This window comes from Pseudonocardia sp. P1 (assembly GCF_000178675.2).
GTDB lineage: Bacteria > Actinomycetota > Actinomycetes > Mycobacteriales > Pseudonocardiaceae > Pseudonocardia.
This window is the reverse complement of record NZ_ADUJ02000001.1, coordinates 3,926,113-3,943,805: the sequence shown is the minus strand read 5'-3', so window position 1 is coordinate 3,943,805 and position 17,693 is coordinate 3,926,113. Positions and strand designations below refer to the sequence as shown.

Annotated in this window: 16 protein-coding genes; 6 read left to right on the top strand and 10 right to left on the bottom strand. The window is 73.3% G+C overall.

Annotated features, from left to right (window positions below):
• Positions 1-5: 5 nt before the first annotated feature.
• The 9 genes from PP1_RS18155 to PP1_RS18115 form a co-directional block, all read right to left on the bottom strand.
• Positions 6-1,268, bottom strand: a complete 1,263-nt coding sequence (locus PP1_RS18155; RefSeq protein WP_249265922.1) for a DDE-type integrase/transposase/recombinase — start codon at positions 1,266-1,268, stop codon at positions 6-8.
• A gap of 132 nt (positions 1,269-1,400) precedes the next feature.
• Entirely contained in the window at positions 1,401-3,017 is a 1,617-nt protein-coding gene (locus PP1_RS18150) for an acyl-CoA synthetase (RefSeq protein WP_010243613.1), read from the bottom strand.
• A gap of 73 nt (positions 3,018-3,090) precedes the next feature.
• Positions 3,091-4,647 carry an adenylate/guanylate cyclase domain-containing protein gene (locus PP1_RS18145; protein WP_010243615.1) on the bottom strand — a complete coding sequence of 519 codons (1,557 nt, stop codon included), beginning with the start codon at positions 4,645-4,647 and terminating at the stop codon, positions 3,091-3,093.
• 60 nt (positions 4,648-4,707) lie between these two features.
• Positions 4,708-5,124, bottom strand: coding sequence for an SRPBCC family protein (locus PP1_RS18140; RefSeq protein ID WP_010243618.1), 417 nt, complete (start codon positions 5,122-5,124; stop codon positions 4,708-4,710).
• Positions 5,121-6,290, bottom strand: a complete 1,170-nt coding sequence (locus PP1_RS18135; protein WP_010243619.1) for a pyridoxal phosphate-dependent aminotransferase — start codon at positions 6,288-6,290, stop codon at positions 5,121-5,123. Before PP1_RS18135 ends, PP1_RS18140 begins: the two co-directional genes overlap by 4 nt.
• 150 nt (positions 6,291-6,440) lie before the next feature.
• Entirely contained in the window at positions 6,441-6,605 is a 165-nt protein-coding gene (locus PP1_RS18130) for a hypothetical protein (RefSeq protein ID WP_010243620.1), read from the bottom strand.
• Between the two features lie 65 nt (positions 6,606-6,670).
• Positions 6,671-7,570 (bottom strand): MaoC family dehydratase, encoded by a 900-nt coding sequence (locus PP1_RS18125; RefSeq protein WP_010243621.1) that lies wholly within the window; start codon positions 7,568-7,570, stop codon positions 6,671-6,673.
• Between the two features lies 1 nt (position 7,571).
• Entirely contained in the window at positions 7,572-8,927 is a 1,356-nt protein-coding gene (locus PP1_RS18120) for a 3-oxoacyl-ACP reductase (protein WP_010243622.1), read from the bottom strand.
• Entirely contained in the window at positions 8,924-10,231 is a 1,308-nt protein-coding gene (locus PP1_RS18115) for an acetyl-CoA C-acetyltransferase (protein WP_010243623.1), read from the bottom strand. The genes PP1_RS18120 and PP1_RS18115 overlap by 4 nt, the downstream gene beginning before the upstream one ends.
• Positions 10,232-10,320: 89 nt before the next feature.
• Between PP1_RS18115 and PP1_RS18110 the strand changes: the two genes are divergently transcribed.
• Both PP1_RS18110 and PP1_RS18105 read left to right on the top strand, forming a co-directional pair.
• Positions 10,321-11,001, top strand: a complete 681-nt coding sequence (locus PP1_RS18110) for a TetR family transcriptional regulator (RefSeq protein ID WP_249266120.1) — start codon at positions 10,321-10,323, stop codon at positions 10,999-11,001.
• Positions 10,998-12,983 carry an acyl-CoA dehydrogenase family protein gene (locus tag PP1_RS18105; RefSeq protein WP_010243625.1) on the top strand — a complete coding sequence of 662 codons (1,986 nt, stop codon included), beginning with the start codon at positions 10,998-11,000 and terminating at the stop codon, positions 12,981-12,983. The genes PP1_RS18110 and PP1_RS18105 overlap by 4 nt, the downstream gene beginning before the upstream one ends.
• A gap of 51 nt (positions 12,984-13,034) precedes the next feature.
• Here the strand turns inward: PP1_RS18105 and PP1_RS18100 are convergent, their stop codons facing one another.
• On the bottom strand, positions 13,035-13,220 hold the full coding sequence (locus tag PP1_RS18100; RefSeq protein ID WP_010243626.1) for a hypothetical protein: 186 nt from the start codon (positions 13,218-13,220) through the stop codon (positions 13,035-13,037).
• Between the two features lie 265 nt (positions 13,221-13,485).
• Between PP1_RS18100 and PP1_RS18095 the strand changes: the two genes are divergently transcribed.
• The 4 genes from PP1_RS18095 to PP1_RS18080 all read left to right on the top strand — a co-directional run bounded on the left by PP1_RS18095 (position 13,486) and on the right by PP1_RS18080 (position 17,692).
• Complete coding sequence (locus PP1_RS18095) at positions 13,486-13,956, top strand: RrF2 family transcriptional regulator (RefSeq protein ID WP_010243627.1); 471 nt, start codon at positions 13,486-13,488, stop codon at positions 13,954-13,956.
• 28 nt (positions 13,957-13,984) lie between these two features.
• Entirely contained in the window at positions 13,985-14,440 is a 456-nt protein-coding gene (locus tag PP1_RS18090; RefSeq protein WP_010243628.1) for a carboxymuconolactone decarboxylase family protein, read from the top strand.
• A gap of 110 nt (positions 14,441-14,550) precedes the next feature.
• Entirely contained in the window at positions 14,551-15,789 is a 1,239-nt protein-coding gene (locus tag PP1_RS18085; RefSeq protein WP_010243629.1) for a multidrug effflux MFS transporter, read from the top strand.
• Positions 15,790-15,823: 34 nt separating this feature from the next.
• A complete protein-coding gene (locus tag PP1_RS18080) occupies positions 15,824-17,692 on the top strand; it encodes an ABC transporter ATP-binding protein (RefSeq protein WP_010243630.1) in 1,869 nt (622 codons plus the stop codon).
• Position 17,693: the final 1 nt, after the last annotated feature.

Sequence of the window (17,693 nt, the reverse complement as noted above, 5' to 3'; positions counted from 1 at the left end):
CTGTCTCAGCACATCGTGGACGGTTTGCTGGTGGTCCGCTGGTAGCGGACGCTGCGATCGAGGGTAAGGCTGGCGGCGACCGCGTCGTCGATGAGGATGGTGACGCGGTCGCCTTGCCAGAACACCTCCGCGGTGGTGCCTGCGTGGCGGCGGCCCAGACCGATCGAGGTTCCGGAGAAGCTGATGACTCCGGTCTCGGAGACGGTGCGGGTGAGGTGTCCGGCGATGCGGGGTGCGGGTCCGGCCGGTCGGGCGGGTTCGCGGGTGTGGAAACGCTGGTGCGGGGTGTCGCCGTCGAGGCTTTGGTGGCGGCGGTGGTTGTAGCCCTGCCGGTAGGTCTCGAGCAGGTTCTGGAGTTCGGTCAGGGTGGCCGGGGTGGGTCGGGCGGCGAGCCAGCGTTGCAGGGTCTGGTGGGCGCGTTCGTTCTTCCCGCAGGTCTGTGGGTGTCCGATCGAGGACACGATGGTGGTGATGCCCAGCGCGGCCAGGCGGCGTTCGAGGTCGACCAGGGGCCACTGGCGGCGCCGGCCGGAGAAGGCGGTGCCGTTGTCGGAGAGCACGCAGGCCGGGTGGCCGTAGCGGGCGAAGCCGGCGCTGAGCGCGGCCCAGGCGGCCTCGCCGTTCTCGCTGCTCGCGGCGTGGCAGGCGATGTCGAGCCGGGAGTGGTCGTCGATGACCTGCACCACCGTGGCGCGCCGGCCATCGGCCAGGACGGTCTGGGCGCCGTCGATCTGCCAGACCGCGTTCGGGGCCGGGTGGACGAACCGGTGCGTTCTGCGGCGGGGTCGTTTACGTGGTTGCGGGGTGATCTGGCCGCGGTCGGCCAGCAGCCGGTGGATCGTGGCCCGCGACGGGACCTCGGCCTGCTCGAGTGCCGGGCCGCTGCCGCCGCTACTGCCAGGGCCGCTGCCGGCGCTACTGCCAGGGCTGCTGCCGGGGCTGCGGCCGGTGCGGGCCGCGTCGAGCAGCCGCCAGCGGATGGTCTGGGCTCCGTGGTCCCAGCCCTGGTCGGCGAGTTCTTTGCGGGCCCGCACCACCGCCTCGGCCACGTGTTCGGCCACCGCGCTGGGACGGGTGTGCGGGGCACGTGAACGCGGTGCCAGACCGGTGCTGCCCTGGTCTCGGAAACGGGACAGCTTGCGATAGAACACCGACCGGGACACGCCGAGTTCTCGGCACACCCGAGCGATGTTGATCTCTTGCCCGGCGGCGGCCCGGGCGACCGCCGCGACGAGGTCGGGATCCATCTCGAACCCTGTTCCACCCACCTGGACCAGGCTGGTCGATCACCAGGATCGACCAACCCGGCCAGCGGGCTACTCAGTGTCCTCGATGTGCCGAGACATCAACTGTGTCGGATGTCCTGAGAACAAGCATGCGGTCCAGACCGCGACAACCACTCACGAGCGCGCAGCGCCCAGGTCCCCGTGCGCCGTCCGCAGCTCCCGCTTGAGGATCTTCCCGCTGGGGTTCTTGGGCAGCCCGTCGGCGAACACGACGTACTTGGGTCGCTTGTAGCCGGCGAGCTTCTCCCGGGCGTGCGCGTTCACCTGGTCCTCGGTGAGGGTCACGCCCTCCTTCGGCACGACGACCGCGGTCACCGCCTCGATCCAGTGCGGGTGGGAGACCCCGAAGACCGCCACCTCGGCGACGCCGTCGAGCAGGTAGAGCGCCTCCTCCACCTCCCGGGAGGCGACGTTCTCCCCACCGGTCTTGATCATGTCCTTCTTGCGGTCGACGACGCTCAGGTACCCCTCGGCGTCCATCACGCCGAGGTCGCCGGAGTGGAACCAGCCGCTCGCGAACGCCTCGGCGGTCTTGGCCTCGTCGCCGTAGTAGCCCAGGGCGGCGTGCGGGGACCGGTGCACGATCTCGCCGACCTCACCGACCGGCAGCTCCTCGCCGTCCTCGCCGACGACGCGGGTCTCGGCGTTCAGCGACGCCCGGCCCGCCGACCCGGCCCGCTCCAGCTGCTCCTCCGGGCGCAGGATCGTGGCCAGCGGCGACATCTCGGTCTGGCCGTAGAAGTTCCACAGCCGCACGTCGGGCAGCCGCCGGGACAGCTCGTGCAGCACCTCGACGGGCATCGCCGCGGCACCGTAGTAGCCCTTGCGCAGGCTGGACAGGTCGCGGGAGTCGAAGTCCGGGTGCCGCAGCAGCGAGATCCACACCGTCGGCGGGCAGAACAGCTTGGTGACCCGCTCCCGCTCGATCGTCTCGAGCAGCCGGGCCGGGTCCGGCACGGGCAGGATGATGCTGGTCGCGCCCAGGTAGACGTCGACCGACAGGAAGCAGTCCAGCTGCGCGCAGTGGTAGAGCGGCAGCGAGTGCAGCTCGACGTCGTCGTGCTCCATGCCGCCGTCGACCACGCAGGACACGTACTGGGTGATCAGCGACCGGCTGGGCAGCATGACGCCCTTGGGCCGGGACTCGGTGCCCGAGGTGTACATCAGGCGGAGCGGGTCGTCGTCGCCGACGTGGACGTCGGGCTGGCCCGGGTCGCCCTCCCCGTCGATCCACGAGTCGAGGTCCACCCACTCCCCGGTCGCCACCTGGCCGGACAGCCCGATCCAGGCCCGCACCGGCGCCGGCTCCGCGGCCTGCGCGAGCGCCTTCTCCGCGGTGGCGGCGAGCGCGTCCTCGACGACGAACGCCCTGGCCCCGGAGTGGTCGAGGATGAAGGCGATCTCCTCCGCGTTCAGCATGAAGTTGATCGGGACGAGCACGACGCCGAGCCGGGCGGTGGCGAACACCAGGACGGCGAACTGGTGGCAGTTGTGCGACAGCAGCGCGAGCCGGTCGCCCTTCGTGAGGCCCTGCTCGGTGAGCGCGGCGGCGCAGCGGTTCACCGCCGCGTCGAACTCGGTGAACGTCCAGCGGGTGTCCCCGTCGACGACGGCGAGCTTGTCCGGGTAGCGGATCGCCGTGCGGTGCAGCAGGTCGCCCACCGAGTGCCGGCGGGCCCGAGTGATCGCGGCGGTGGTCTGGTCGCTGAAGCCCGAGGCAGCGCTGCTCATGGCGGCATCGTGCCCGACTCGACGGGTCCAGTCACGCATGACCGTTCCGGTCGGGCAGGGGCACGGCGGCCGGTCAGTCCGTGTCGCCGGCGGGCACCGGCTCCTCCTGCGGGGCCTCGGTGTGCTCGACGGGCACCCAGATCCCGGTCGGCTCGTCCCGCCCGCGCAGGGTCACCGTCTCCACCGAGCGCCACCGGCGCGCCTCGGCGCCGGTCGCGTCGATCGCGCGGGACGACGCCGCGACCCGGCCCGGGACCGACTTGGCCAGCTCCGTCAGCCGGGCGGCCTCGTTCACCGGGTCGCCGATCACCGTGTACTCGTAGCGGCGCGGGTCGCCCAGGTTGCCCGCGACGGCATCACCGGCGGAGACACCGATCCCCGCCTCGACGTCGGGCATCTCGTCGGCGAGCCGGTCGCTCAGGCAGCGGGCCGCGGCCAGCGCGGCGCCGGGGGCGTCGTCCAGGTCGATCGGCGCCCCGAAGATGGCCAGCGCGGCGTCGCCCTCGAACTTGTTGATCCACCCGCCGGAGCTCTCCACGCACTCGACGACCACGCCGAAGAACCGGTTGAGCAGGGCGACGACCTCCTCGGGCGGGCGCCGCGCGGCCATGCTCGTCGATCCGACGAGATCGACGAACAGCACCGCGACCGGCCGGACCTCGCCGCCGAGACGGACCACGCCGTCGGTCGCGGCGGCGGCCTCGGCGACGTCGCGGCCGACGTGCCTGCCGAACAGGTCGCGGATCCGCTCGCGCTCCCGCAGGCCCTCCACCATCTGGTTGGCGCCGGCCTGGAGCTGGCCGAGCTCGGTGTTGTCGTAGACGGGGACGCGGACGTCGAGGTCGCCGTCCTGCACCCGGGCGAGCGCCCGCCGGACGGTGAGGACCGGGTCGGCGATGGCGCGGGCCGCACCGATCGTCGTCAGCAGCCCGGTGCCGATCGCGGTCCCGCCCAGCGCCAGCATCGTGACGGCCAGCTGGGTCGGCGAGGCGTCGCCGAACACGAGCGCGACCAGGCCGGCGAGCATCACACCGGCCAGCGGGACCGCGGTCCCGAGCGCCCAGAACCCGACCGACCGCAGCATCACGCCGGTGACGAGCCGGCGCCGCCGCGGCGGGCGCCCGGACAGCACCCGGGCCGCTGCGCGGCGCAGCATCCGCTCGACGAGCAGGAACGACAGCGCGCAGGTGGTCACGCCACCGATCGCGACCGCCGACGTCACCGAGAACGCGAGCCGGCCCGAGTACCGCAGGTTGAGCAGGCAGAACAGCACGGCGGCGAGGAACCACAGCAGCGCGATCGCCGAGGTGATCCGGGCGGGGCCGTGCAGCACCAGCCGTCGTTCGGTGCGTTCCGGGTCCGACGCCCGCCGGCGCACGGTCAGCGCGCGGCGGCCGAAGAAGATCCCGATCGGGATGGCGACCAGCAGGTAGCCGCCGAGCACGGCCAGGTTCACCAGACGGATCCCGGCGGCGTCGAGCAGCTGCTCGCGGGGCAGCACGAACGCCGCGATCACCAGCACGACGGCGGCGCCACCGACGTTCGCCGTGACGACGACGAGCGCGATCAGCGCCCGCACCGACAGGCCGACGACGGGGCGTCCGGGCCGGGTCGGCCGCTCATTCGTCATGGCCGCGGATTCTAGGCCGAAAGGGTGAGCGGTCGTCGTCGATCTCCATCCGGGGCCCGGTCAGGTGGTCGGTCCGGGCGGGGGCGTGACCTCCAGCAGGTCGCGCAGCCGCTCCAGGTCCGCGACGACGGCGGCGACGTCCCGCTCGACGTCCGCGTCCGTCGCCGACGGGGCGCGCCGCACACTGAAGACGATCTCCGAGCCGTCCGGGTGCGGTGCGACCCGCAGCGGGTTGTGGGCGACCTCGCCCGACGGCAGGACCACCTCGTGGTCGAGCACGCCCCAGTCGTTCTCCGGCACGAACCGGAACTCGACCTCCCCCAGCGGGCCGCCCGGGACGATCCAGCGCCCGTCGCGCTCCTCGACCCGGTCGCCGACGCCGGCCGCCCAGCGCGGCAGGTTCCGGGGGTCGCGCACCCAGGCGTACACGGTCTCCGGCGGAGCGGCGATCACGACGCCGACGTGGCGGGAGCTCACGAGCGGGCCTCCTTCAGCGTGGCGAGTCGGGTGACGGCCTCGGTGAGCACCTCGTCGCGTTTGCAGAACGCGAACCGCACGAGCGGCCGGGTCGCCGCCGCGCCCGCCTCGGACTGGCAGAACACCGAGACCGGGACGGCCGCGACCCCGCACAGCTCGGGCAGCTTCCAGGCGAGGTCGACGCCGTCGTCGTAGCCGAGCGGGGTCGGGTCGGCGACGACGAAGTAGGTGCCCTGCGGGGTGAGGACGTCGAACCCGGCGTCGGCCAGCCCCGCCGAGAGCAGGTCCCGCTTGCGGGTCAGCTCGGTACCGATCGAGACATAGAAGTCGTCGCCGAGCGCCAGCGCGTCCGCGACGGCCGGCTGCAGCGGCGCGCCGCCGTGGAAGGTCAGGAACTGCTTGACCGCCCGCGGCGCGGCGACCAGCCCGGGCGGGCCGTGCACCCAGCCGACCTTCCAGCCGGTGACGGAGAACGTCTTCCCGGCCGAGGAGATCGTCAGGGTCCGGTCGGCGAGGCCGGGCAGCGACGCCATCGGGACGTGCCGGGCGCCGTCGAAGGTCATGTGCTCGTAGACCTCGTCGGTGACGATCACGGCGTCGTGCGCGACGGCGAGCTCCCCGATCCGGGTCAGCTGCTCGGCGGTGAACACGGTGCCGGTCGGATTGTGCGGGGTGTTGACCAGCACGACCCTCGTGCGGTCGGAGAAGGCGGCGGCGAGCTCGTCGTCGTCGAACCCGAAGTGCGGGGGCCGGAGCGGGACCGGGCGCAGCGTGGCGCCCGCCAGCGCGACGGACGCGGCGTAGGAGTCGTAGGTCGGCTCGAACGCGACGACCTCGTCACCCGGCTCGCACAACCCGAGCAGCGTCGAGGCGATCGCCTCGGTGGCCCCGGTGGTGACGACGACGTCGGCCGGGTCGACGTCGAGGCCGTGGAAGCGGCGCTGGTGGTCGGCGACCGCCTGCCGGAGTGCCGGGACGCCCGGGCCGGGCGGGTACTGGTTGGCGCCGCGCTCGGTGATGTTCGCGGCGGCGTCGGCGAGCAGGGAGGCGGGGCCGTCGGTGTCGGGGAAACCCTGACCGAGGTTGATCGCACCGGTCTCGACCGCGAGGCGGGAGATCTCGGTGAAGATCGTGGAGGTGAACGGGCGCATGCGCTCGACCAGCATGGCCCGACCCTAGAGGGGCCGGCCCGGGGCGGGCGCACGGTCCGGGCGGCGCAGCTCCTGATCGAGGTTCTGCGCGCACCCCGTGCAGGCCCGTGCCCACGGTGGGTTCCACCGCCGCCGGGCGAGCTACCGGTACTGCGTGGTTCCGCCTCAGTCGAGTCCGCGGACGATGTGCGTCTCGTCGTCGTGCTGCTCGTCGGTCTCGGTGGTGGTGCCGTCCTCGTTCATCGTGGCCTCCTCGCGGGTGTCAGGTGACGAATGGTGGGCATAGAGATGGACGTCCGTCACCGGGGTGACGTTGCTGAACCGGCTCATGGACCGATCCAGAACCACCCGACCGGGGGAGCGGTACCTGCCCACCCGGCCGGGTCGTGTCCTGCCTACCCGGAGATCCGGCCGATCAGGTGCAGCTTTTCCGCCTTCTTCGCGCTGCGGACCGCGAGTCCCCACGCGCCGTTCGCGTCCCGCTCGGTGACGAGCTCGGCCGTCGCCGGGAGCAGCACCGGCTTGCGGAAGACGACGTCGTAGGTGCACGCGTCGGGGACCCGGCCCTCCAGCGACGCGGCGGCGTGCGCGGCCGTCCACATGCCGTGCGCGATCGCTCTCGGGAAGCCCATGGCCTTCGCGGTGAGCGGGTGCAGGTGGATCGGGTTCACGTCGCCGGAGACGGCGGCGTACCGGCGTCCGGTGTCGCCCGGGATCCGCCACAGCGCGCTCGCGGTGCCGGTCGGGGCGGCCGGCTCGGCGATGTCCTCGCCCGCGGCCCCCGCGGGGGCCTTCGCCCCGCGCGCCAGGTAGGTGCTGCGCCCCTCCCAGACGACCTCGCCGCCCGCGGAGACGACGCCGATCAGGTCCACCTGGGCGCCCTTGGCGTGCGCGGTGAACCGGTCGGCGTACACCCGGACGTCGAGGGTCTCCGACGGCGCGACCGCCCGGTGCACCGTGATCCGGTTGGCGACGTGCACCATCCCGGGCAGGGCGAGCGGGAACGACCGCTCGGCCATCAGCACGACCTGCAGCGGGAAGGTCAGCATGTGCGGGTAGGTGACGGGGAGGGCGTCGCCGACCCGGAACCCGCAGACGCGGGCGTAGTCGGCGAGGTGCTCGGGGTCCACCGTGATCCCGCGCCGGACGATCTCCCGTGCGGGGAGCTCACCGCCGCCGCCACCCGGCAGCACCGCCCCGGCGGCGGCCGAGGCGTAGAGCGGGCCGAGCGCGGGCGGGCCGGAGAGCTCGGTGACCGTCCGGCCGGTCCCTGCCGCCGTCGGGGAGACGGTCATCTCAGGCCCCCAGCATCGACTGGCCGCAGACCCGCACGACCTGGCCGTTCAGCCCGCCGGACTCGGCCCGGCCGAACCAGCCGATGGCCTCGGCGACGTCGACCGGCAGCCCGCCCTGCTTGAGCGAGTTGATGCGGCGGCCGCCCTCGCGGGTGGCGACGGGCATCTTCGCCGTCATGTCGGTCTCGATGAACCCGGGTGCGACGGCGTTGATCGTCGCGCCGCGCTCGGCGAACCGCGGGGCGAGCGCGTGGACCATCCCGATCACGCCGGCCTTGGAGGCGGCGTAGTTGGTCTGGCCCCGGTTGCCCGCGATGCCCGACTGCGACGACACGCAGACGACGCGGCCCGACTCGTGCAGCGGGGAGCCCGGCGCCAGCAGCGCCTCGTTGATCGTCAGCTGGGCGCCCAGGTTGACCCCGAGCACCGAGTTCCAGCGGTCGGAGGTCATGTTCGCGAGCAGCTTGTCGCGGGTGATGCCCGCGTTGTGCACGACGAGGTCGACGCCGCCGTGCCGGTCGGCCAGGTGCGAGAGCAGCCGGTCGGCCGCGTCGGCGGCGGTGATGTCGAGCTGCAGTGCCGTTCCGCCGGTGCGGTTCGCGGTCCGGGCGAGGCCCTCCCCGGCCGCCGGGACGTCGACGGCGACGATCCGCGCGCCGTCCCGGGCGAGGGTGTCGGCGATGGCCGCGCCGATGCCCCGGGCGGCCCCGGTGACGACGGCGATCCGCCCGGCGAGTGGCTGCTCCTCGGCGCGCGGGTCGTCGACCTCGGCCGGCTCCCGCGGGGTGCCGACCTGCTCGCCCACGTGCACGACCTGGCCGTCGACGTAGGCCGAGCGGGCGGAGAGGAAGAACCGCACCGACGAGTCGACCGCCGCGGGCGACGCGATCGCGCCCGCCACGATCAGGTTGGCCGTGGCGCCGGACCGGAGCTCCTTGCCGATCGAGCGGACGAGCCCGTCGAGCGACTGCGCGACGGCCGCCGCCTCGGCTCCGGTCGCCTCGCCCGGCTCGGCACCGACCAGCAGCAGCCGGCCGGACGGGCCGAGCTTCCGCACCGCCGGGGTGAGGAGCTGCTGGGCCGCCGCGAGGTCGGCGAGCGTGCTCGCCCCCGACAGGTCGACGACGACGCCGTGCAGCTTCTCGTCCCCGGGCTCGGTGACGGCCTGCTGCCCGTTCTCCTCCACGAACGCGGCGACCGGCTCCGCGAACCGGCCGGCTCCGACGGACGTGACGAGCACCGGCCCGGCCAGCAGCGGGTCGCCGGGGCGGTGCCGGCGCAGGGTCGGCACCGTGGGCAGCCCCAGCTGCTTCGCGATCGGGGTGTTCGACAGGGTCGCCAGGAGATCGTTGCTCATGCCTTCTTCGCCTCCAGGATCGCGACGACGCCCTGGCCGCCCGCGGCGCAGATCGAGATGAGTCCGCGCTGGTCCTTCTTCTCGGTGTCGGCCTTCTCCCGCAGGAGCTTCGCCAGGGTCGCGACGATCCGGCCGCCGGTCGCGGCGAACGGGTGCCCGGCCGCGAGCGAGGAGCCCGCGACGTTGAGCTTCGCGTCGTCGACCGCGCCGAGCGGGGCGTCGAGCCCGAGCCGCTCCTTGCAGAACCGGGCGTCCTCCCAGGCCTTGCGCTGGACCTGGACCACCGAGGCGAACGCCTCGTGGATCTCGTAGAGGTCGAAGTCCTGCAGGGACAGGCCGTTGCGGGCCAGCAGCCGCGGGACGGCGAACACCGGCGCGGTGAGCAGGCCGTCCGGGCCGTGCACGTAGTCGACACCGGCTGTCTCGGCGTCGACGACGTGAGCCAGCACCGGCAGCCGGTGCTCGTCGGCCCACTCGTCGGACCCGAGGAGCACCAGCGCGGAGCCGTCGGTCAGCGGGGTGGAGTTGCCGGCCGTCATCGTCGCGTCCGGGCTGCCCTTGCCGAAGACCGGCTTGAGCTTCGCGAGCTTCTCCACCGAGGAGCCGGGCCGCAGGTTGTCGTCGCGGGTCAGCTTCAGGTACGGGGTGACGAGGTCGTCGAAGAACCCGCGGTCGTAGGCGGCGGCCAGGTTCGTGTGGCTGCGCACGGTGAGCTCGTCCTGCTCGGTGCGGCCGATGCCCCACTCGAGCGCGGTGCGGGCCGCGTGCTCGCCCATCGACAGGCCGGTGCGCGGCTCGGAGTTCTCCGGGATGTCCGGGACGATCTGCCCCGGCCGCAGCTGCCCGACGAGCTTGATCCGGTCCGCCGCCGACTTCGCGGCGTTGACCTTGACCAGGATCCGGCGCAGGTCGTCGTTGAGGGCGATCGGGGCGTCGGACGCGGTGTCCACCCCGCCGGCGACGCCGGAGTCGATCTGCCCGAGGGCGATCTTGTTCGCGACGGCGATCGTCGCCTCGAGGCCGGTGCCGCAGGCCTGCTGGACGTCGTACGCGGCGGTCGCCGGGTTCAGGCGGGACCCGAGGACGGCCTCGCGGGTGAGGTTGAAGTCGCGCGAGTGCTTGAGGACCGCACCCGCCACGACCTCGCCGAGCCGCTCGCCGGCCAGCCCGAAGCGGGCCACCAGGCCGTCCAGCGTCGTGGTGAGCATGTCGAGGTTCGAGGCGCTCGCGTAGGCGCCGTTGGCGCGGGCGAACGGGATCCGGTTGCCGCCGATGACGGCGGCGCGCCGGGTGCTGGCTGGCATGGGGGTCGTCCTTCCTGGTGGTAGTGGTAGTCGTCGCTACCACCGGGTAGCCGGTACTCAAGGTACACGGTACTATGGGTTCCGTGAAGATGGCACGGGACAAGCGGGACAGCAGGTGGGACGCGCATCGCGAGGAGCGGCGCGTCCAGCTCGTCGGGTCCGCCATCGCCGCCATCCGCCGGACCGGCGCGGGCATCGGCATGGACGAGATCGCCGCCGCGGCCGGCACCAGCAAGACCGTGATCTACCGGCACTTCGGCGACCGGGCCGGGCTGTACACCGCGATCTGCGAGTCGGTGGCCGGAGTACTGCTCGCCGAGGTGCGGCGCGCCACGGGCGAGGCGCTGTCCGACGACCGGCTCGGCCCGCGGGCCGCGGTCGCCGCCGGTGTCGACGCGTACCTGCGCCTCATCGAGATCGACCCCGAGCTCTACCGGTTCGTCGTCCACCGGCCGCTGCTCGTCCAGGGCAACGGCAACCGGCGCAGCGCCGACACCGAGACCCCCGATCCGGTGAACGACCTGGTGACCGTGATCGGTGACGAGATCGCCGTGGTGATCGGTGACAACCTGCATACCGAGGGCTCCGACGGGCATGCGGCCGCCCGGTTCTGGGGGCACGCGATCGTCGGGCTCGTCCGCGGCGCGGCCGACGACTGGCTGGCCCGCCCGGACGGCACCACCCGCGAACGGCTCACCGCACACCTCACCGACCTGGCCTGGTCCGGACTCTCCGGCCTGGCATCGCACGTGCAGGAGGTTCAGCAATGACCCGGAGCACCATCCCGGCACCGGACCGGATCCCGGCCGGCACGCTGCGCACCGTCGTCGACGGGCGGTGGGCGCAGGTCCGCGAGGAGACCCGGGCGCAGCTCGCCGCGAGCGGCGACATGCGTGCCGACCCGGACCTCTCCTCGGCCGAGTACCGCGCGCACATCACCGACGCGCTCAAGTTCCTGACCTCGTCGGGCCGCCCGCACACCGGGTTCGACCCGGCCGTCGGCGGCGAGGGCGACGTCGGCGGCGTCGTGACCGCGTTCGCGATGCTCGCGTACGGCGACCTGTCGCTGCTGGTCAAGGCCGGCGTGCAGTGGGGGCTCTTCGGCGGCGCGGTGCAGGTGCTGGGCACCGAGCGGCACCACGAGCGGTACCTGCGCGCGATCATCGAGGGCGAGCTGCTGGGCTGCTTCGCGATGACCGAGACCGGCCACGGCTCGGACGTGCAGCACCTGCACACCACCGCGACCTACGACCGGGAGACCCGGGAGTTCGTCGTCGACACGCCCTACCCGCAGGCACGCAAGGAGTACATCGGCAACGCGGCGCGCGACGGCCGCATGGCGGTCGTCTTCGCGCAGCTGGTCACGGGCGACGAGAAGCCCGGCGTGCACGCGTTCCTGGTCCCGCTGCGCGACGCCGACGGCAACGCGCTGCCCGGCGTCACCATCGGCGACGACGGCCGCAAGGCGGGCCTGAACGGCGTCGACAACGGGCGGCTGAGCTTCGACGGGGTCCGGATCCCGCGCGAGAACCTGCTCAACCGGTTCGGCGACGTCGCCGAGGACGGGACGTACTCGTCGTCGATCGGGAACGAGACCGCCCGGTTCTTCACCATGCTCGGCACGCTCGTCCGCGGCCGGATCTCGGTCGCCGGCGGTGCCGGCGGTGCGGCGCAGAAGGCGCTCACCCTCGCCGTGCGGTTCGGTGAGCGCCGGCGCCAGTTCGCGAACCCGGCCACCGGCGAGGAGATCGCCGTCCTCGACTACCTCGCCCACCAGCGGAAGCTACTGCCCGCCCTCGCGACGACGTTCGCGCTGCACTTCACCCAGGACGACCTGGTGAAGCGGATGCACGACATCCAGGCGCCCGGCGCGAGCCCGGTCGGCGCCCGCGAGCAGCGGACCCTGGAGCAGTCCGCGGCCGGGATCAAGGCGATCGCGACCTGGCACGCCACGCACACCATCCAGACCTGCCGCGAGGCCTGCGGTGGCGCGGGCTACCTGGAGGAGAACCTGCTGCCCGCCCTGAAGGCGGACACCGACGTGTTCACCACCTTCGAGGGTGACAACACCGTGCTGCTGCAGCTGCTGGCCAAGGAGCTGCTCTCCGACTACGGCCGGACGATCAAGAAGGGGAACCCGCTCGAGATCGCACCGCTGCTGGGGCGCCAGCTGGCCGGGGTGTTCGCCGAGCACACCGGCGCGGCGTCGCTGACCCGGCGGCTGCCGTTCCGCGGGATCGACCTGACCGACCGGGAGCGCCGCCGCGAGCTGCTCCGGGTGCGCCGCGACGACACCCTGGCCACCGCCATCCGGAACCTGGCGCCGGCGCTGCGGAAGGGCAACGACGAGTTCGCCGTCTTCAACTCCGCGCAGGACCTGCTGCTCCTCGCGGCCCGGGCGCACGTCGACACGCTCGTGGAGCAGTCCTTCGCCGACAAGCTGGAGACGGTCACGGACCCGGCGGTGCGGGCGCTGCTGGAGCGCGTGTACGACCTGCACGTGCTCTCGGTGATCGACCGGGAGCGGGCCTGGTACCTGGAGACCGGCCGGCTCACCGCCGCCGAGTCCCGTTCGGTCCGGCCGCTGGTCAACGAGCTGTGCGCCGAGCTGCGGCCGTACGCCGGCACCCTCGTCGACGCGTTCGGGGTCCCGGAGAACTGGCTGGCCTGCCCGATGCTCGACGACGAGGCGTGGGCACCGGGGCCGAGCGCGCCGGCCGCGTCGGTGACCGAGCAGGTCGAGGCCGGCTGACCCTCGTGAGTGGTTGTGGCGGTCCTGACCGCCACAACCACTCACGAGCCGTCAGGCCTCGAAGCCCAGCGCGTCGACGACGGCCCCGACCGTCGACGACAGGTCGGCGACGGTGTCGTCGACGTACTCGGCGATCGGGGTGATCTCGGCGGCGTTCGCCGTGCCGGTGACGCCCAGCATCACCAGCGGGGCGGCGAGGGCCGCGGCGGCCAGTCCGGCGACACGACGCTTGTCCATGGGAGTTCCTCTCGTCGGGAGCGGTGGTGCCGGGCCAGCGTGAGACGTCACGAACCGGACTTCCAGACATCCGGCGGAGAAGTAACCACGCGCTTACCTCATCGGTCACGGCGTCATCGCGCCGTCATGAACCGAGAGCTGACGATCACATCTGGTGATGCGTGCGTCATCCGGCCGCACGTTCGTTGCACCGATCGAACCTGCACGGATCACCACTCGCCGTAATTCTGGACATCGCATATCCGGGATATGTAGTGTCCCGGTCATGCGGATGGGCCAGGGCGTCGAGTGGGCGCTGCACTGCTGCCTGAACCTGGCGTGGACGGGTGAGCCGGTGCCCGGGTCCCGGCTCGCGGCGTTCTACGACCTGCCGCCCGCCTACCTCACCAAGCAGATGCAGGCGCTCGTCCGGGCCGGGGTGTGCGAGTCGGTCCCCGGCCCGCGCGGCGGGTTCCGGCTCGTCCGCGCGCCCGAGGAGGTGTCGCTGCTCGACGTCGTCGTCGCGCTGGAGGGTCCCGAGGACGCGTTCCGCTGCACCTCGATCCTCGGCGCCGCACCGGGCGGCGACCCCGCCGCGGACTACTCCGGCTCGTGCGCGTTCTCGCTCAGCATGCGCCGGGCCGAGCTGGCCTGGCGCCGCGAGCTCGCGGCGCGCTCGCTCGCGGACGTCGGCGACGACGTCCTCCGCCACTCCCCGGGTGCGGCCGACCGCGTCCGGGCCGCACTGACCACCTGAGACGAAGGGGATCACCGTGGAACCGCGCATGCCCAAGCCCTACTCGCACGTCCCGGACAGTTACCGCGCCCTCTCGGCGCTGGAACGCTCCACCCGCGACGACGACGTCCTCCCGCACACCGTCCAGGAGCTCGTCAGGCTGCGGGCGAGCCAGATCAACGGCTGCGGCTTCTGCGTCGACATGCACTCGCACGACGCACTGGAGTCCGGCGAGCGCACCGAGCGGCTGTTCTCGGTCGCGGCCTGGCGGGAGGCGCCCTGGTTCACCCGCGAGGAGCGGGCCGCGCTCGCGCTGACCGAGGAGATGACCCGGCTGGCCGACCGGGCCGACGCCGTTCCGGACGACGTCTGGGAGGAGGCCGCCGCGGTGTTCGACGAGCGCGCGCTGGCGCTGCTCGTCACCACGGTCGCGACGATCAACGCCTGGAACCGGATCAGCGTCGCCACCCGGCAGATCGCCGGCAGCCACCGGCGCGCGGCGTAGGAGCGACCCCGTCCGCGTGACACCGCTCACCGGATCGACGAGTCCGGGACGGAATCCCGGTCACCCCTCGTGAGGTTGCACCGTGTCGTGGCCACACGAGGGGGAGACCGGTGAGCGCTGGCGTCATCACACCGAGCCGGGTACGGCTCGCGCTCATCCTGGGCGCGCTGATCGCACTCGGCCCGCTGACCATCGACACCTACCTGCCCGCACTGCCCGAGGTCGGACGGGACCTGGCCGCCTCCGGGACGACGGTCCAGCTGACCCTGACCGGGACGCTCGCCGGGCTCGCACTCGGCCAGATCCTCATCGGGCCGCTGTCCGACGCCTACGGACGCCGGCTGCCGCTGCTGGCCGGGACGGCGCTGCACGTGCTCGCCTCGGCCCTGGTCGCGGTCGCACCGACGGTCGAGCTGCTCACCGTGCTGCGGGTGCTGCAGGGCGTCGGCGCCTCCGCGGGGGCGGTCGTCGGGCTCGCGATCGTCCGGGACCTGTTCACCGGGCGGGCCGCGGCGACCATGCTGTCCCGGCTGATGCTCGTGATGGGCGCGGCGCCGGTGCTGGCCCCCACCCTCGGTGCGGGCCTGCTCACCTGGGTGTCCTGGCGCGGGGTGTTCCTGTTCCTCGCCGGGTACGGGCTGGTCATGCTGGCGGTGGTGACCGCGGGCCTGCCCGAGACGCTGCCGGTGTCCCGCCGTCGTCCCGCCCGGTTCGGCAGCACCGTGCGGACCTACGGGATGCTCCTGCGGGACCGGACGTTCGTCGGGCTCGTGCTCGTGGCGGGCCTCGCGATGGGTGCGCTGTTCAGCTACGTCTCCGGTGCGTCGTACGTCTTCCAGCAGCAGTTCGGGGTGGACCAGCAGACGTTCGGGCTGCTGTTCGGCGCCGGCGCGGTCTGGCTCGTCGTCGGCACCCAGCTGAACCCGGTGCTGCTGCGGTACCTGGAGCCGCGCCGGGTGCTGTCCGGCGGGATCGCCGCCGGCGTGCTGGCCGGGATCGCCCTGCTCGTGCTGACGGCGACCGGGACCGGCGGCCTGCCCGCCGTCCTGGCCGGGGTGTGGATCCTGCTGCTCGCCTGCGGCTTCGTGATGCCGAACGCGCCCGCACTGGCACTGGCCCGGCACGGCGAGACGGCCGGGACCGCCGCGGCGCTGCTCGGCGCGCTGCAGTTCGGCATCGGGGCGGCGACGTCGCCCGTCGTCGGCCTGCTCGGCAACGACGCGGCCGCGATGGGCGCCTCGATGTTCGGGGCGGTCGCGCTGGCGGGCCTCTCGCTCGTGCTCGTCGTCCGGCCGTGGACGCTCCCCGACCTGAACGAGGAGCCCGTCCCCGCGGGGGCTTCTTCTTGACCTGAAGTGAACTCCAGGTCCTAGCGTCCGGCGCATGGACGCGAGCATCTACATGGCCATGCGCAACGCCGGCTCCGAGCCGGGGCGGCAGAACCGGCCGGCAGGCGAGACCCTGCGCCGGATCGTCCGCCTCGCCCGGCCGCACCGGCGGCGGATGGGCTGGTTCCTCGTCGCGAGCACGGTGGGCGCGGCGCTGACCGTCGCCACGCCGCTGCTGGCGGGGCGCGCCACCGACGCGATCAACCGGGGCGAGGCGCTGTCGGTGCTGGCCCTCGTCGCCGGGCTGATCGCGGTCGCCGCCGTCGCCGAGGCCGGGCTCGGCCTGGTCACCCGGTGGCTGTCGGCGAACCTCGGTGAGGGCCTGATCCACCAGCTGCGCACGACGGTGTTCGACCACGTGCAGCGGATGCCGGTCGCGTTCTTCACCCGCACCCGCACCGGGGCCCTGGTGTCCCGGCTGAACTCCGACGTCCTCGGCGCGCAGCGGGCGTTCTCCGACACGCTGTCCGGGATCGTGTCGAACCTGGTCGTCCTGCTGCTGACGCTCGGCGCGATGGTCACCATCTCCTGGCAGGTCACCCTGCTCGCCGCGGTGCTGCTGCCGGTGTTCCTGGTCCCGGCCCGGCTGATGGGACGCCGGCTGGCCACCCTCGAGCGGGAGGCCGCCGACCACAACGCCGCCATGAGCACCCGGATGACCGAGCGCTTCTCCGCACCGGGTGCCACGCTGATCACGCTGTTCGGGCGGCCGTCGCAGGAGTCGGCGGAGTTCGCCGAGCGGGCCGACCGGGTCCGGGCGATCGGGGTCCGTTCGGCGATGCTGCAATGGATCTTCGTGACCGCGCTGACCCTGGCGTCGTCGCTGGCGGTGGCGCTGGTCTACGGCGTCGGCGGCGGGCTCGCGCTGTCCGGGGCGCTGTCGGCAGGCGACGTCGTCGCGCTCGCGCTGCTGCTGACCCGGCTCTACCAGCCGCTGACGGCGCTGGCCGGCGCCCGGATCGAGATCATGACCGTGCTGGTCAGCTTCGAGCGCGTCTTCGAGGTCCTCGACCTGCAGCCGATGATCGCCGACGCCCCCGGTGCGCGCCCCGTGCCCGACGGTCCGGTCGGCGTCGCGTTCGACCACGTCTCGTTCGCCTACCCCACCGCCGACCAGGTCTCGCTGGCCTCGCTGGAGGAGGTCGCGACGCTGGACACCCGTGGCGGCGAGCAGGTCCTGCACGACGTCTCCTTCGCCGTCCCGCCCGGGCGGATGGTCGCGCTGGTCGGGTCGTCCGGGGCCGGGAAGTCCACGGTCGCGCAGCTGGTGGCCCGGCTCTACGACACCGGCTCCGGCGCCGTCCGGATCGGCGGGGCCGACGTCCGCGGGCTGACCGGCGAGTCGGTGCACCGCGCCGTCGGCTTCGTGACCCAGGACGGGCATCTGCTGCACGACACGGTCGCCGCGAACCTGCGGATCGGGGCACCGGACGCCACCGACGCGCAGCTGTGGGACGCGCTGCGCCGGGCCCGGCTCGAGGAGCTGGTCGCCTCGCTGCCGGACGGGCTCGGCACGGTCGTCGGCGAGCGGGGGTACCGGCTCTCCGGCGGCGAGCGGCAGCGGATGACGATCGCCCGGGTGCTGCTGGCCCGGCCGCGCATCGTGGTCCTGGACGAGGCCACCGCCAGCCTGGACTCGACGTCCGAGGCGGCGGTGCAGGCGGCGCTGGGCGAGGCGCTGGAGGGCCGGACGGCGATCGTGATCGCGCACCGGCTGTCCACCGTCCGCGACGCCGACGAGATCCTGGTCCTGGAGCGCGGGCGGATCGTCGAGCGCGGTGACCACGCCACGCTGCTGGCCCGGGACGGGCGCTACGCCGAGCTGCACCACACCCAGTTCGGTACCGCGGCGGCCGCCGCGTAGC